Origin of the sequence: Longispora albida DSM 44784, assembly GCF_000379825.1 — a bacterium.
Taxonomy (GTDB): Bacteria; Actinomycetota; Actinomycetes; order Mycobacteriales; family Micromonosporaceae; genus Longispora; species Longispora albida.
Map to the genome: position 1 here is coordinate 88,927 of NZ_KB903836.1, position 14,286 is coordinate 103,212.

At 71.4% G+C, this 14,286-nt stretch carries 12 protein-coding genes; 4 read left to right on the plus strand and 8 right to left on the minus strand.

Annotation, left to right across the window (positions count from 1 at the left end):
• Positions 1-9 precede the first annotated feature (9 nt).
• Positions 10-861: an alpha/beta fold hydrolase gene (locus tag A3G1_RS0126240; protein ID WP_018352474.1), complete on the plus strand. Its 852-nt coding sequence runs from the start codon at positions 10-12 to the stop codon at positions 859-861.
• Positions 862-1,254: 393 nt separating this feature from the next.
• Here the strand turns inward: A3G1_RS0126240 and A3G1_RS0126245 are convergent, their stop codons facing one another.
• The 4 genes from A3G1_RS0126245 to A3G1_RS0126260 all read right to left on the minus strand — a co-directional run bounded on the left by A3G1_RS0126245 (position 1,255) and on the right by A3G1_RS0126260 (position 5,811).
• Entirely contained in the window at positions 1,255-3,591 is a 2,337-nt protein-coding gene (locus A3G1_RS0126245; RefSeq protein WP_018352475.1) for a phosphoketolase family protein, read from the minus strand.
• Positions 3,582-4,010, minus strand: a complete 429-nt coding sequence (locus tag A3G1_RS39085) for a nitroreductase/quinone reductase family protein (RefSeq protein ID WP_018352476.1) — start codon at positions 4,008-4,010, stop codon at positions 3,582-3,584. The genes A3G1_RS0126245 and A3G1_RS39085 overlap by 10 nt, the downstream gene beginning before the upstream one ends.
• Positions 4,011-4,110: 100 nt before the next feature.
• Complete coding sequence (locus A3G1_RS0126255) at positions 4,111-4,893, minus strand: DUF6544 family protein (RefSeq protein ID WP_018352477.1); 783 nt, start codon at positions 4,891-4,893, stop codon at positions 4,111-4,113.
• 24 nt (positions 4,894-4,917) lie between these two features.
• Complete coding sequence (locus A3G1_RS0126260; protein WP_018352478.1) at positions 4,918-5,811, minus strand: universal stress protein; 894 nt, start codon at positions 5,809-5,811, stop codon at positions 4,918-4,920.
• A 220-nt stretch (positions 5,812-6,031) separates the two neighbouring features.
• On the opposite strand from A3G1_RS0126260, the gene A3G1_RS0126265 reads away from it, so the two are divergent.
• The 3 genes from A3G1_RS0126265 to A3G1_RS0126275 all read left to right on the plus strand — a co-directional run bounded on the left by A3G1_RS0126265 (position 6,032) and on the right by A3G1_RS0126275 (position 8,401).
• Entirely contained in the window at positions 6,032-6,577 is a 546-nt protein-coding gene (locus tag A3G1_RS0126265; protein ID WP_018352479.1) for a DoxX family membrane protein, read from the plus strand.
• 159 nt (positions 6,578-6,736) lie between these two features.
• The gene (locus tag A3G1_RS0126270) at positions 6,737-7,315 is read left to right on the plus strand and encodes a DUF4389 domain-containing protein (protein ID WP_018352480.1); all 579 of its coding nucleotides are present in this window, start codon (positions 6,737-6,739) and stop codon (positions 7,313-7,315) included.
• 231 nt (positions 7,316-7,546) lie between these two features.
• Positions 7,547-8,401: a universal stress protein gene (locus A3G1_RS0126275; RefSeq protein WP_018352481.1), complete on the plus strand. Its 855-nt coding sequence runs from the start codon at positions 7,547-7,549 to the stop codon at positions 8,399-8,401.
• A 93-nt stretch (positions 8,402-8,494) separates the two neighbouring features.
• Here A3G1_RS0126275 and A3G1_RS0126280 read toward each other — a convergent pair whose 3' ends face one another.
• The 4 genes from A3G1_RS0126280 to A3G1_RS0126300 all read right to left on the minus strand — a co-directional run bounded on the left by A3G1_RS0126280 (position 8,495) and on the right by A3G1_RS0126300 (position 14,200).
• Positions 8,495-9,535, minus strand: coding sequence for a zinc-dependent alcohol dehydrogenase family protein (locus tag A3G1_RS0126280; RefSeq protein WP_026212534.1), 1,041 nt, complete (start codon positions 9,533-9,535; stop codon positions 8,495-8,497).
• 509 nt (positions 9,536-10,044) lie between these two features.
• Complete coding sequence (locus A3G1_RS0126290) at positions 10,045-11,406, minus strand: MBL fold metallo-hydrolase (RefSeq protein ID WP_018352483.1); 1,362 nt, start codon at positions 11,404-11,406, stop codon at positions 10,045-10,047.
• Between the two features lie 23 nt (positions 11,407-11,429).
• Entirely contained in the window at positions 11,430-11,654 is a 225-nt protein-coding gene (locus A3G1_RS0126295) for an SHOCT domain-containing protein (protein WP_026212535.1), read from the minus strand.
• A 5-nt stretch (positions 11,655-11,659) separates the two neighbouring features.
• Positions 11,660-14,200, minus strand: a complete 2,541-nt coding sequence (locus tag A3G1_RS0126300) for a cation-translocating P-type ATPase (RefSeq protein ID WP_245563598.1) — start codon at positions 14,198-14,200, stop codon at positions 11,660-11,662.
• Positions 14,201-14,286 lie beyond the last annotated feature (86 nt).

Consider the following 14,286-nt stretch of genomic DNA (forward strand, 5'->3'; position numbering starts at 1 on the left):
AGGGTCAGCATGACCGCCCCAGCCGTGAAGCCCGGCGTCGTACTCGGATCGGTGTACTCCGCCGACGGCACCGTGATCAGCTACCGCAGTACCGGATCCGGCCCGGGTCTGCTGGTGGTACCAGGAGCGTTCGCGCTCGCGGCCGACTTCGACGGGCTCGCGGCAGCGCTGGCCGGGACCTTCACGGTGCACGTCATCGAGCGGCGCGGACGCGGAGCCAGCGGCCCGCAGGGTGACAGGTACGGCGTGGCGGCCGAATGCGCCGACATCGAAGCCGTCCGGGCCGCGACCGGCGCCCGTCTCGTGTTCGGCCACAGCTTCGGCGGCTTCCTCACCCTGGAGTCCGCGCTGGCCGGCTCACCCTTTGACCGGATCGCCGTCTACGAGCCCGGCGTGTCCATCGGCGGTTCCATCCCGTTCGGCTGGGCGGGGGAGTGCCGGCGTCAGCTCGATGCTGGCCAGCCGGCCGAGGCGTTCCTGACCTTCGTCCAGGGGGTCAATCCCGAGACCAGCGGCAAGGCTCCGCGCTGGCTGCTGCGGCTCATTCTCCCCATCGCTCTCAAGAAGCCGGAGCGCCAGCAGAAGCACGCCCTGCTGGCCGCCGCGATCCGCGAGCACGCCGAGATCGCGGCGAGGGACGGGGCTTTCACCGAGTACCGCCGGATCAGCCAGCCGGTCCTGCTGATGGCAGGCAAGGAGGCCGGGACCACCGGGGCCGGGAAGGCAGCGGCGCACCTGCACACCGTGCTGCCAGCCTCCGGGGTGACGTTGTTCCCGAAGCTGGACCATTTCGGCCCCGAGTCGAAGCCCGCCGCGATCGCCCCGGCCCTTGCTGCTTTCTTCCTCGGCCGCCCGGCCTAGCAGGACGGGACCACCCATTCCCGGGCCCCGGTCCATCATGGATCGGGAAAGTTGCCTGCGGACTTGAACCTTCTGGTGCCTGGCGAGGGGTGGACTTCACGGGCACTTAGACCGGTGAACATCCCAGCTTCTGCGGGAATCTTCCCCTGCGCCTCGTCAAACCCGAACGCGCGAAGTCCTCGACCCCGCACGTGCGGGGATCTTTCCTGACACGGAAGGGGTCACAGGTTCAATCCCTGTTACGCCTACCAGCAAGTAGGACGACAAAGGCCAGTTCCTGAGAATCAGGGGCTGGCCTTTTGCTTGCCCGCCCGCGATCGGCCCGCAGGAATCAGCGGTTCCCGGAGCCGGGGCGGCAGATCCTTCTGACGGGTGAGCTGGCGGTTCGCTGGGCTAGTGGGCTGGAGATGTCCAGTTCTTGATGTGTGGCGGGTCGTCGCCGTGTTCGAGGATGTGGGCCCGGGTGGCTGCGCGGGCGTCGGCGAGGTGCTGGCGGGTGACGGCTGCGGTGCGGGCGAGGCCGGGGACGTGGTCGATGACGTCGATGGCGAGGCGGTAGCGGTCGAGGCCGTTCATCATGAGCAGGTCGAAGGGCGTGGTGGTGGTGCCTTCTTCCTGGTACCCGCGGACGTGGAGGTTCGCGTGCCCTGCGCGGCGGTACGTGAGGCGGTGGATGAGGGCCGGGTAGCCGTGGTACGCGAAGATGACCGGCTTGTCTGTCGTGAAGATGGCGTCGTACTCGGGGTCGGGCAGGCCGTGCGGGTGCTGGCTGGGGGCCTGCAACCGCATGAGGTCGACGACGTTGACGACGCGTACGCGTACGGCTGGCAGGTGTTCGCGGAGGAGGGTGGCGGCGGCGAGGGTTTCGAGGGTGGGTACGTCTCCGGCGCAGGCGAGGACGACGCCGGGGTCGCCGTCGTCCGCCGAGGCCCAGTCCCAGATGCCCAGGCCGCGGGCGCAGTGCGCGATCGCCGCGTCCATGTCCAGCCAGGTGGGGGCTGGCTGCTTGCCGGCGACGATGACGTTGATGTAGCCGGAGGTTCGCAGGCAGTGGTCGGTGACGGACAGGAGGGTGCTGGCGTCGGGTGGCAGGTACACCCTGATGGTTTCTGCTTTTTTGTTCACGACGTGGTCGATGAAGCCGGGGTCCTGGTGGGAGAAGCCGTTGTGGTCCTGCCGCCAGACATGTGAGGTGAGCAGGTAGTTGAGGGACGGGACCGGGCGTCGCCACGGAATGCCGCTGGAGACCTTGAGCCATTTGGCGTGCTGGTTGACCATTGAGTCGACGATGTGGATGAACGCCTCGTAGCAGGAGAACAGGCCGTGGCGGCCGGTGAGGGTGTAGCCCTCGGCCCAGCCCTGGCAGGTGTGCTCGGAGAGGATCTCCATGACGCGGCCGCGGGGTTCGAGGTGCTCGTCGGTGTCCAGTGTGGTGGCCTGCCAGGCTTTGCCGGTGACCTCGTAGACGGCGTCGAGGCGGTTGGACGCTGTCTCGTCGGGGCCGAACAGGCGGAAGTCGCGCGGGTTGGCGGCCATGACGTCGCGCAGCCAGCCGCCGAGGACCCGGGTCGCTTCGTGCTGCTCACCGGCTTTGACGGCGTGGTCACGGATGGGTGGCAGGTTCAGTGCGCGGGTGAGCAGGCCGCCGTTGGCGTGGGGTGTGGCGCCCATGCGCAGTTCGCCGCGGGGGAGCCAGCTGGTGATCTCGGGCATGGGCGCGCCTGACGGCGCGAAGAGTTCCTGCGGCCGGTAGGAGCGCATCCAGGTTTCCAGGGCTGCCAGCTGGCCGTTGTCGGTCTTTGCTTTCGGGAGGGGTACCTGGTGGGAGCGCCACGTCCCCTCGACGGGCCGGCCGTCCAGTGTGGCCGGTCCGGTCCATCCCTTCGGCGTGCGCAGCACGATCATGGGCCAGCGCGGGCGGATGGGTTCGTAGCGGATCGCGGCGAGGCGGTCGAAGACGGCGTCCATCGTGGCGGCCATCTCCTGGTGCATGGCGGCCGGGTCGTCGCCGGAGACAAGGAACGGCTCGTAGCCGTAGCCGGTGAGCAGGGCGGTCAGCTCGTCGTCGCCGATGCGGGCCAGCACGGCGGGGTTGGCGATCTTGTAGCCGTTGAGGTGCAGGATCGGCAGCACGGCTCCGTCGCGGGCCGGGTCGCAGAACTTGTTCGAGTGCCAGGCGGCGGCGAGGGGGCCGGTTTCTGCTTCCCCGTCGCCGATCACGCACGCCACGACCAGGCCCGGGTTGTCGAAGGCCGCTCCGTAGGCGTGGGCGAGCGAGTAGCCGAGCTCGCCGCCTTCGTGGATGGAGCCGGGGGTCTCCGGCGCGACGTGGCTGGGTACGCCGCCGGGGAAGGAGAACTGGCGGAACAGGCGGGCCATGCCGGCCTCGTCGAGGGACACGTCAGGGTACGTCTCGCTGTAGGTGCCCTCCAGCCAGGTGCTGGCCAGCAGGGCCGGGCCGCCGTGGCCGGGGCCGGTCACGAACAGCACGGGCTGGTCGCGCCCGGCGATGATCCGGTTGAGGTGGGTGTAGGCGAAGTTCAGGCCGGGGCTGGTGCCCCAGTGGCCGAGCAGCCGTGGCTTGACGTGTTCCGGGCGCAGCGGCTCACGCAGCAGCGGGTTGGCGAGCAGGAAGATCTGCCCGGCGGCGAGGTAGTTCGCGGCGCGCCAGTGCGCGTCGAGGGCGTGGAGTTCACCGGAGGACAGCGGATGGCTGGTGATCACGCGCATGATGGCTGCTCCTGGAGGGTGATGCGGATCAGCTTGTCGCCGGGCAGGAGCCGCACGCCGGGGTGGCGGGCCCAGTAGATCGCGGTGGCCTCGTCGTAGCCGGGGTCGGACGCTCTGATGACGGCGGCGGTGCCCGGCAGTGCCTGCTCGGCCAGAGTCACGGTGACGGGGCGGGGGCTGCGGAAGTTGCGCCACCAGCGTTTGGCTTCGGCGTTCCCGGCCAGGACCACCACGGTCGGCCCCTCCTTGGCGTACATCACGGGCAGCCGGATCAGGCGGCCTGTCCGGTGGCCGGTGAAGGCCAGCTCACAGATTCCAGGGTCCAGCAGGAAGTGCAGCGGGGAGTGCAGAATCCCGAGAACGAGCCGGTTGGCCGTACCCAGATGCTGCGCGCCGGTACCGCTGATGGTGCTGGTCATTGGCCGTCTCCTCCAGGCTGCGGCGGTGGTTCTCATCGTCTGCCGGGTACCGGTGTGCTGTACCGGGCCTGTCGTCCCGTCCTGACCGGGCCGTCCGGCACTACATCGCGGTCAGGGCCGGGTTGACGGCCACGCCGTCCACGGCCAGCTCGAACCACGGCCTGGCCTGGTCCGCCCACGTCACGGTGAGGCGGGACGGGAACAGCATGCCGCCGTAGTGCCGCCAGTCCCGGTACTCCAGCTTCCAGCCGATCTTCTCGCCGCCGGGCTCGCGGTACCGCAGGGCGAAGCCCTCCGACAGCAGCCCGGTGACGGGGTCGAAGCGGAACCGGAGCGTGTCGGTGCCGCCGGCGTACGGCACGACGAGAATCGCGCTGTGCTCGCCGTCGGGCAGCCACACCGCGCCACGGCGCACGATGGCGGATGGCAGGAGGACCAGCTCGGCCCAGACGAACAGGTTCTCGCCCTGGTCGATCTCGGGGCCGGTGACAGCCCGCCCGGCGATCACCATCCGGCCGTGGCCGCCGCTGAACGTGTCGACGCCGCGCAGTACCGGTAGCCCGTACCAGGTGACGGTGATGTCCTGGCGGGCGGACACACCGATGCGGTGCCCGGACCAGAACGTCGCGCGCAGGGGCACGCCCCGGATGCGCATCCTCGCCCGCCCCCACAACGCGAAGGTCATGACCGGCCCGGACGATCGCCCGGTGCTGGCCGCGTAGTGCCGCCGGACCGGCTGGGGCCAGCCGTCGTGCGGCGGCAGCGTCCCGTGGGGTGGAGCTGTTTCCGGTGGCGGGGCCAGGGGGCGCGGCGTCACCAGGAAACCCGCCGCCAGCACGGCCAGCGCCGCCAGCAGGCCGATCGTCACCACCAGCCAGGACATGGGTCATCCCTCCTCTGCTGGCGGCTACCGGCCGGCGGTCCGTGCGATGACGACCGGGCAGGCGGCGTGGTGGATGAGTGTGTAGCCGACCGAGCCCAGCAGCAGGCTGGCCACCTCGCCCCGGCCCCGGCTGCCGACGACGACCAGAGCGGCCTCCGTCGACTCGTCGGTGAGGAGCATCGCGGGATCGAAGTCGAAGGACAGGACCGGGGTCACCTTCACATCTGGGTACTTTTCGCCGTACCCGGCGAGCGCCTCGGCCAGGATCCGCTCGGAGATCTCCTGGGCCTGGTCGAAACCGAACACCGACAGCCGTCCGGGCATCGGCAGGTCCCGGGGAGCCGTCTTCCACGCGTACACCGCGACCAGAGGCGCCTGTCTCCGCGAAGCCTCCTCGAACGCGAAGTCCAGCGCGGCCTGGCTGTGCTCGGAGCCGTCCACCCCGGCGACGACCGGCGCGGTGGACGGCCGGGCGGAGTCGCCGCGCACGACCATCACCGGGCACAGCGCGTGCGTGGCGACCTGGCTGGACACCGAGCCGAGCAGCAGCCCGGTGAACCCGCCCGCGCCCCGCGAGCCGACGACGATCAGCGCCGCGTCCCGCGAGCGCTCGACGAGCCAGGCGGCCGGGGCGGTGTGGATGAGGTGGGTTTCGACGGCCAGGTCCGGGTGGGCGTCCCGGGCCCGCTGCTCGGCCCTGGTGAGGATCTGCACGACGTGAACCGGCGGGTCGCTGTACTCCGGCGGGTACGGCTCGCCCAGAACCGCGCCGTACAGGGCCGCGCTGGTGTGGCTGTGCATGATCTCCAGCGGCCGGCCCCGCGACGCGGCGTGGCTGGCCGCGGCGTCGAGTGCGGCCAGGCTGGCGTCCGAGCCGTCGACGGCTGCGATGACGGGGGAGACCGTGCGCTTGCTCATGATTCCTCCAATGTGGACACCTGTGCGGGCGCCGCTGTATGAGCTGGGCTCGCTCAGCCTCACGTTCCCCGGTGGCCGATCCCCGGGCCAGTGCCGGACGGCCTGGTCAGGTAGGTGCTACCGGCCTGCGGTACCCGGGAGGGGCGGCCCTGCCGCGCGATGCCGGCCCGGCGCGACGCTGAAGGCGACACCACGGCACTCACGAACAAGGGGACCGACGATGACCGCGATCTCACACCCGCCAGCCGCCACCTGGTCGCGCACCGAGACGGCCAGCCGAGCCGGGGCAGCCCGGTACGTTTTCGCCCTGCTGCGCCTCGGTACGGGCTGGATCTTCCTGTGGGCGTTCCTGGACAAGATGTTCGGCCTCGGATACGCCACGAAACCCGCCGCGGCCTGGATCGAGGGCGGGCACCCCACCCAGGGCTTCCTGAAGAACTCCGCGAAGGGGCCGCTGGCGGACTTCTACCACTCGATCGCCGGTACCGCCTGGGCCGACGCCCTGTTCATGGCCGGGCTGGCGGGCATCGGCGTGGCGCTGATCCTCGGCATCGGCATGCGGGTCGCCGCCACCGCGGGCGCGCTGCTGCTGGTCATGATGTGGACGGTGGTCTTGCCGCCCGCCACGAACCCCGTGATCGACGACCACCTGATCTCCGCCGGCCTGCTGATCGGCCTGGCCCTCACCAGCGCCGGTGACACCCTCGGCCTGGGCCGGTGGTGGGCGCGTACCCGCCTGGTCCGCCGGATGCCGTGGCTCCGCTGACCGGGTGCTGTTTCACCGTCCTCACAGGAAGGTGCCGCCGCCGTTGCCAGAACAGGCCGGCGGCGGTGCCGTGCGCTGTCTCAGCAGGGGCCGCTGGTCCTGTCCTGCCGGTCAGTGTGGCACTGACGGAGGTGCCGCCTCTGGCGGTCTCATCGAGATATGAAGACGTATCCGGTACGGCTGCGCGCCCGCCGCGAGCTGCCGCTGAGCCGCTGGCTGTGGCTGGTGAAGTGGCTGCCGCGGGGCATCCACACCTTCAACACGGGTGTGCTGCGCTGGGCCTGGCGGGTCGACTACTACGGCTACGAGGTACTGGGCACGGACCGGTATCCGCCGTTCACGCTGGCCGAGGTGCCGGAGTACCCGGCAGGCCTCCAGATCGGCTACCCGGACCGGCTACCGTGCTGGCGGCCGCTGGTCGCCTGGCTGCTGGCCATCCCGCATGTGCTGGTCGTCGGCGCGTTCGCGGGTGTGGCGACGTGGACGGTGCGGAGCTCGGTGGACAACGAGGTCGTCGCGGAGTTCCCGGCCGGCCTCATGCCGGTCCTGATCCTGATCGCCGTGGTCGCCCTGCTGTTCACCGGCAGGTACCCGCAGGGCGTCTACGACCTGCTGCTCGGCATCAACCGCTGGATGATCCGCACGGGCGCGTACGTGGCGCTGCTGACGGACGTCTACCCGCCCTTCCGCCTGGATCAGGGCGACGCCGAACCGGGAGAGGGCCGGGACTATGAGTGACCGGGACTGCGCGACCCGGCTGAAATGAGGAAGCCGTGACCGGCTTCGGGCTGGTCGGGTTCCTCACCCGGGTACACGATCAATGATCTTTCGTCCTGGTGCGGGACTTATGGCCCTATGCCTGGACCGCACAGTCGCGGTGTGATGACGTCCGGGGAACTCTCGGCGGAAGGAGCCGGTCATGAGAGCGGCAGCAGTAGACGTCATTCCACGCGCAGAGGGCAGCCGGGCATGAGGCGGGAGATCGTCGCCGGCGTGGACGCCTCACCTGCGGCTGGTGCGGCGCTGGCGTGGGCCGCTGAGGCAGCCCAGCGCAGGCAGTGTGCCCTGCGGGTGATCCACGCCTACCAGCGTGCCTGGGTGGATCTGCCGATTCCCGTCCCGCCGGATGAGGGGGAGGCGTTGCGTGCCGCCGAGACGCTGGTCGCCGAGGCGGTGTCGGAGGCGCGGATGCTGGCACCCGGCATCGAGGTGACCGGGGCCGCGCTGCTCGGCGATCCGGCGACCCTCCTCATCGAACAGTCGCAGGACGCTACCCTGCTGGTGACCGGATCGCGCGGGCGGGACGGATTCGCTGGCCTGCTGCTGGGGTCGGTGGCTTTGCGGGTCGCCTCGCACGCGCCGGTGCCGGTGGTGATCGTCCGGGCGGACGCCTACCAGGCCGATGGCCCGGTCGTGGCCGGTGTGGACACGGAACGCGACCAGGCCGCTGTCGAGCTCGCCGTTGCCGAGGCCGCCGCGTCCGGGTGCGGGCTGACCGTGATCCGGGCGTGGGATCCGCCAGCCCTGCGGTACCCCGGGCTCCCCGACGACTACGCGGCGGAGATGGAGACCGCTGAGCGGCACTGGCTCACACAGCTCGTGTCGCAGGCCTTGGCCCGCCACCCGCAGGTACGCGTCGACATCCAGCTCTACTCCGGCGGCCCGGCGCGGGCGCTGGTGGAGGCCTCCCGGCATGCCCGGCTGGTCGTCGCCGGTACCCGCGGCTACGGCGGGCTGCGCGCCCTGCTGGTGGGTGCCACCGGGCTCCAGCTGCTGCACCACGCGCACTGCCCGGTACTCATCGCCCGCCCATCGGCTTCCTGAAATCACCTGAAGCCGCCAGCACCGGTGCGGCCAGGCGGGACAGCTCCGTCCGCGACGTGAACTCCACTGTGGAATCCGGCGCGGGCAGTTCTCTCAGCTGCGGGACACGACGACTTTCAGGGCGCCGGTGGCGGCCGGGTCGGCGAACGTGTCGTAGGCGGTCTCGAACTCGCTGAGGTCGTACCGGTGGGTGACCATGTGGCTGAGGTCGAGCTGCCCGGCGGTGAGCATCCGCAGCAGCGCGGGTGTGGAGTAGGTGTCGACGAGGCCGGTGGTGATGGTGATGTTGCGGATCCACAGGTCTTCGAGGTGCAGGGTCGCGGGTTTGCCGTGGACGCCGATGTTGGCGATGTGCCCGCCGGGCCGGACCAGGGTGGTGCACAGCTCGAAGGTGGCTGGGGTACCGACGGCTTCCATCACGACGTCGGCGCCGAGCCCGCCGGTCATCGAGCGCACGAGCCCGGCGAGATCCCGGTCGGGTGTGACCGCCTCGTCGGCACCGGAAAGCTTGGCGGCATCGAGCCGGGAGGCGGCCTTGTCGACCACGATGATCCGCGAGGGCGAGTACAGCTTCGCTGTGGCCACGGCTGCCAGGCCGATGGGTCCCGCGCCGATGATGACGACGGTGTCGCCGGGCCGCACGTGCCCGTTGAGGACCCCGACCTCGTAGGAGGTGGGCAGGATGTCGGCGAGCAGTACCGCCGTTTCGTCGGGCAGCGCGGCCGGGAGCTTGTGGGTGGAGAGGTCCGCGAAGGGTATCCGCGCGTACTCGGCCTGCACGCCGTCGATGGTGTGCCCGAGTACCCAGCCGCCTCCGCCGAGGCACTGGCCGTAGGAACCTTGCCTGCAGTACTGGCACGTGCCGCACGCGGAGATGCAGGACGCCAGTACCCGGTCGCCTGCCCGCAGGGTGGAGACCCCGCTGCCGAGGGCGGCGACGGTGCCGACGGCCTCGTGGCCGAGGACCCGGCCGGGGGCGACTTCGGGGACGTCCCCGCCGAGGATGTGGAGGTCCGTGCCGCAGATCGTCACGGCGTCCACGCGGATGATCACATCGCCGGGGTCGCTGATCACCGGGTCGGGGACCTCGGTCCACGCCCGGTTTCCGGGGCCGCCGTACACCATCGCTCGCATCACATGCCTCCTTGATCGCGCGGGTTCTCCTCCATCCCACGCCGCTGCGGCCGTGATCCGTAGTGCCGGAAGTCCTTTGCCCGAGCGGAAAGGTCCCGCCGGGAGGGGGCCGGATGGACCGGAGCGCCTAGTCTTCGGCGAGGTGTTTGGCGTGGGTGTGGACCTCGTCGAGCAGTGTGAGGAGGTCTTCCTCGGCACGGTCTCGCCGCCGATCCGGACGGTGCCGAGGTAGGCGTGTCCCGCCTCCTGGATACGGCGGGCGAGCGGTGCGGTGGCTGGCCTCGCGGAGCGCCCCGGGATCCATGCGCCAGCCGGGGGTCATCGGCACGGAGCGGGCGCGGTGCGCGCCCAGGCCGATGGTGCCCCGGAGTCCGCGCCCAGTACCGATCCCGTCACCACAGTCCCCGTCCCGCTCAGGCCTCTTGATCATTGCGGGAGTAAAGGTAGCAAAAGCCCATAGAGGCTTTGTCTTCCTGAAATTCAACAACCAATTTGGACGTACCTGCGGCTCAGAGTCGTACCCGCTCGCCCATCCTCGGGATGACGGCCGCCCGGCCGAGCTCGCCACGGATGCGGCTGGCGAGGGCGGTGGCGGGATCGTGCTCACCGTGCACGACGAAGCACGTGGCTGGGGGCCTCCCGCCCGAGCCCAGCCAGCGGATCAGCCCGTCGGCGTCGGCGTGGCAGGAGAACTCGTCGAGCGTCACGACCCTGGCCCGCACAGTGGTGTACCGGCCGAACGCCTTGATCTCGCGTACTCCGTCGGCGATGGCCCGCCCGCGCGTCCCGGGTACCTGGAAGCCCGCGAGCAGGATCAGGTTGCGCGGGTCGGGTGCCAGCGCCTCGAAGTGGTGCACGACGCGCCCGCCGGTGAGCATGCCGGCGGCGGAGATGATGACGCAGGGGAAGCCGGGGTGGTTGAGCTGGACGGAGCCTTCCTTCCCGGGTACCAGCTTGAGCTTGCCGGGGTCGAAGGGGTCGCCGGGTTCGAGGGGGCGGATGTCGGGTGCCTGGCCGGCGATGGCTTTGCGGTACACGTCCAGCGCCGCCAGGGCCATCGGGCTGTCAGCGAAGACCGGCACGTCCGGGACACGGCCCGAGGCGACGAGTTCGCGCAGGGACATGAGCAGGACGGCGGTACGGTCCACGGCGAAGGCTGGCATCAGGACGACCCCGCCGCGCCGCAGGCTGGCGTTGATTTCCGTGGCGAACCGGTCAAGGCTGCGCGGCGGGTGCTGGCGGTCGCCGTAGGTGGACTCGATGACGACGGCGTCGCTGTCCGGCAGCGGGTCGGGCGGCAGCAGGAGCGGGTGGGTGTCGCGGCCGAGGTCGCCGCTGAAGGTCACCGTCCGCGTTCCGTCGCTGATCGTGACAGTGGCCGAGCCGAGGATGTGGCCGGCCCGGTGGAGGGTGATGTCCGCGCCGCCGTAGGTGACCGTTTCCCCGAAGGCGACGGGGGACAGCAGCCCGATGGCCCGTTCGGCCGCTGCCGTGTCGAAGAGCGGCAGGGCCGGGTGGTGGCGGCTGGAGCCGATCCGGTTGGCGTACTCGGCGTCTTCTTCCTGGAGGTGTGCGGCGTCGCGGAGGATGATGGCGGCCAGTTCCGCTGTGGACGGGCTGCACAGCACCTGCCCGGTGAAGCCCTCGGCGACGAGCCGGGGCAGCCAGCCGCAGTGGTCGAGGTGGGCGTGGGTGAGGACGACGGCGTCGAGCTGGCCGGGCGGGTAGCCCAGCGGCTGCCAGTTGCGGCGGCGCAGCTCCCGGTCGCCCTGGAACATGCCGCAGTCCACGAGGATGCGGCTGTCACCGGCCTCGACGAGGTGCCTGCTGCCGGTCACGGTGCCTGCCGCGCCGAGAAAAGTGATCCACATGATGCAGCCTCCGCTGAAGGGGTTCAGTGACCTATCCGGGTCCGGATGTCGTCATAGGACTGGGGGTCTATCTCGCCAGCGGCCAGCCGCCGGTCGAGGATCTCCGCCGGGGTCTCCTCCCGGCGGCGGCCGGGGGTTCCTGGCCCGGCCAGGCGCACGACCGTCCACACGGCCGCGGCCAGCAGCCCGGCCCACAGCAGGCTCATGACCAGCATCCATCCCATGCCTGGGCCGTATCCGTACATCATGGTGCTCACCTCCTGGGTGCTGTGATGGTCCTGAACGCTGCGAGGGCGATGCCGGGCACGCTTGCTGCCGCCACGCACGCCAGGAGCTGGTTCAGGTTCAGTGATTCGGTACCGAGCAGCGTGCGCAGCGGCGGCAGCCACAGCGCCGCGAGCTGCCCGCCCAGCGACAGGGCGACGGCGGCCGGCAGCCACCACGTACGGGCCTGCCCCGGTTCGGGGCGGGCGCGGACGGCCAGTGCCACGCCGAGCTGCGCGAGGCCGAGCGTGGTGAACAGGACGGTCTGCCACGGCCAGCCCGAACGCGAGGCGGCGATCGCCATGCCGCCCGCCACGAGGGTGATCAGGGCCCCGAGGACGGCGATCTGGGCGGCGAGCCCGCCACCGAGAATCGCCGAACCCGGCCGTCGCGGCGGCTGGTGCATGGCGTCGCGGTCGCCGGGTTCCGCGCCGAGCGCGACGCCCGGCAGGCCGTGCGTGAGCATGTTGATCCACAGGATCTGGGCGGGCAGCAGCGGCACGGCGAAGCCGGCGAACGGGCCTGCCAGCATCACCAGTACCTCGGCGAGCCCGCCGGCCAGCCCGTAGGCGAGGAAGCGGCGGATGTTGGCGTAGATGCGGCGGCCCTCCGCGACGGCTGCCGCTGCGGTCGCGAGGTTGTCGTCGGCGAGGACGAGGTGGGCCGCCTGCCGCGCCGCCTCCGTACCGCCCTTGCCCATCGCGACGCCGATGTCGGCCGCGCGCAGGGCCGGTGCGTCGTTGACACCGTCGCCGGTCATCGCCACGATCTCGCCGCGGTCCTGGAGCGCGCGGACGATGGCGAGCTTGCGCTCGGGCCGGGTGCGGGCGAACACGCGGACGTGCGCGAGCCTGCCGGGGTCGAAGTCGCCGTCGCCGGGCAGGACCTCGCCTTCGCCGTCGATGATGCCGATCTGGGTACCGATCGCGCGGGCGGTGGCCGGGTGGTCCCCGGTGATCAGGATCAGCCGGATACCCGCGCGCTCGAACTGGCGGGCCACCTCCACCGCGCCCTCGCGGATCGGGTCGCCCAGCGCGACGAGCCCGAGGAGCGTCAGGCCGGCCTCGGCGCGCTCCGGTGCGGGTACAGAGTCGCGGTTGTCACTGGCAACGGCCAGGACGCGCAGTCCTGCGCTGGCCAGGCTGGCGGCCAGCGTCTCGGCCTCGGCCAGGTCGTCGCCGGCGATGTGGAGGACGTCGTGGTTCAGGACGGACTCGGGCGCGCCCTTGCAGAGAACCAGGTACTCGCCACCGGCCTCGTGCACGGTGCTCATCCGGCGGCGGACGGCGTCGAACGGGAACTCCAGCACGCGCGGGTACCGGTCACGCTCGGCCGCTTCGACGCCGCACCGCGCGGCTGCGGTGACCAGTGCGGCTTCCATCGGATCACCGGCGGGCCGCCAGCGCTCACCGGGAGCCGCTGGTGGTACGAGGTCCGCGTCGTTGCACAGCAGCATGGCCAGCGCGAGCCGCCGGAGCCGCTGCGGGTCGGCTCCTGCCTGCACAGTCCCGGCAGGGTCGTAGCCGCGTCCGTCCACTGTGAACACCGAGCCCCCGCAGGCGATCTTCTCGACGGCCATCACGCCTTCGGTGAGGGTGCCGGTTTTGTCGGCGGCCAGTACCGTCACCGACCCGAGGGTCTCCACGGCGGGAAGCTGGCGGACGACGGCCGAGCGGCGGGCCATCCGGAAAGCACCAAGCGCGAGGGCGACGGTGACCACGGCCGGCAGGGACTCGGGTACGGCGGCGACAGTGAGGCTGACCGCCACGAGCAGCATCTCGCCCGCTGGTCGGCCACTGGCCATGCCAAGCACCATGACCAGGGCCGACACCGCCACCACCACGGCTCCGATGGCCCGGCTGAGCCCGGCGAGGCGCCGCTGGAGGGGTGTCGGCTTGCGGGGCTGGGCGGCGACGAGGGCCGTGATCTGCCCGAGCGCGCTGGCCGGCCCGGTCCGGGTGACGACGCCGCAGCCGCGCCCGGCGGCCACCACGGTCCCGCCGGACAGCTCACCGCCCGGCCCCCTGGTGACGGGCACGGACTCGCCGGTCAGCGCGGCCTCGTCGACCGTGAGCTGCGCGGCCTCGGCGAGGGCGAGATCGGCCGGGACGATGTCGCCGGCCTCGACCCGCACCACATCGCCAGGCACCAGCTCCGCCGCCGGGATCACCTGGGGCTGCCCGGAGCGGACGACCCTGGCGTGTGGCGCGGCGAGTTCCCGCAGGGCGGCCACGGCCCGGTCCGCGCGGATCTCCTGGCGGATACCCACGGTCGTGTTCAGCACGATGACCAGGGCGATGACGATGGTGTCCGAGACGTCGCGGAGCACGATCGTCACGGCCATCGCGCCCAGCAGGAGCAGGATCAGCGGCTCGCGGAGCTGCTCGCCGACCCGGGAGGCCAGCCGGCGTGGCGGCGGGACGGGCGTGGTGTTCGGGCCGTGGCGGGCCAGGAGCGCGGCGACCTCGCCGGGTTCCAGGCCCCGCAACGGCGGGGTTGTCTCGCTCGTGGTCGCGGCTGTTTCCCTCACGCCCTCAGACTGGCCGTGCGGCGAGGGGCCCGGCAGGGTCAGCAGGACCGTGTCACCCGGGCCGTTCGGCACTGCCTGGCCTGCCG

Coding starts and splice junctions, on each gene's coding strand:
- A3G1_RS0126245 (WP_018352475.1), bottom strand. CDS start 3,591: ATGCGCGTGATCACCAGCCATCCGCTGTCCTCCGGTGAACTCCACGCC.
- A3G1_RS0126275 (WP_018352481.1), top strand. CDS start 7,547: ATGAGGCGGGAGATCGTCGCCGGCGTGGACGCCTCACCTGCGGCTGGT.
- A3G1_RS39085 (WP_018352476.1), bottom strand. CDS start 4,010: ATGACCAGCACCATCAGCGGTACCGGCGCGCAGCATCTGGGTACGGCC.
- A3G1_RS0126295 (WP_026212535.1), bottom strand. CDS start 11,654: ATGATGTACGGATACGGCCCAGGCATGGGATGGATGCTGGTCATGAGC.
- A3G1_RS0126260 (WP_018352478.1), bottom strand. CDS start 5,811: ATGAGCAAGCGCACGGTCTCCCCCGTCATCGCAGCCGTCGACGGCTCG.
- A3G1_RS0126265 (WP_018352479.1), top strand. CDS start 6,032: ATGACCGCGATCTCACACCCGCCAGCCGCCACCTGGTCGCGCACCGAG.
- A3G1_RS0126270 (WP_018352480.1), top strand. CDS start 6,737: ATGAAGACGTATCCGGTACGGCTGCGCGCCCGCCGCGAGCTGCCGCTG.
- A3G1_RS0126290 (WP_018352483.1), bottom strand. CDS start 11,406: ATGTGGATCACTTTTCTCGGCGCGGCAGGCACCGTGACCGGCAGCAGG.
- A3G1_RS0126255 (WP_018352477.1), bottom strand. CDS start 4,893: ATGTCCTGGCTGGTGGTGACGATCGGCCTGCTGGCGGCGCTGGCCGTG.
- A3G1_RS0126240 (WP_018352474.1), top strand. CDS start 10: ATGACCGCCCCAGCCGTGAAGCCCGGCGTCGTACTCGGATCGGTGTAC.
- A3G1_RS0126280 (WP_026212534.1), bottom strand. CDS start 9,535: ATGCGAGCGATGGTGTACGGCGGCCCCGGAAACCGGGCGTGGACCGAG.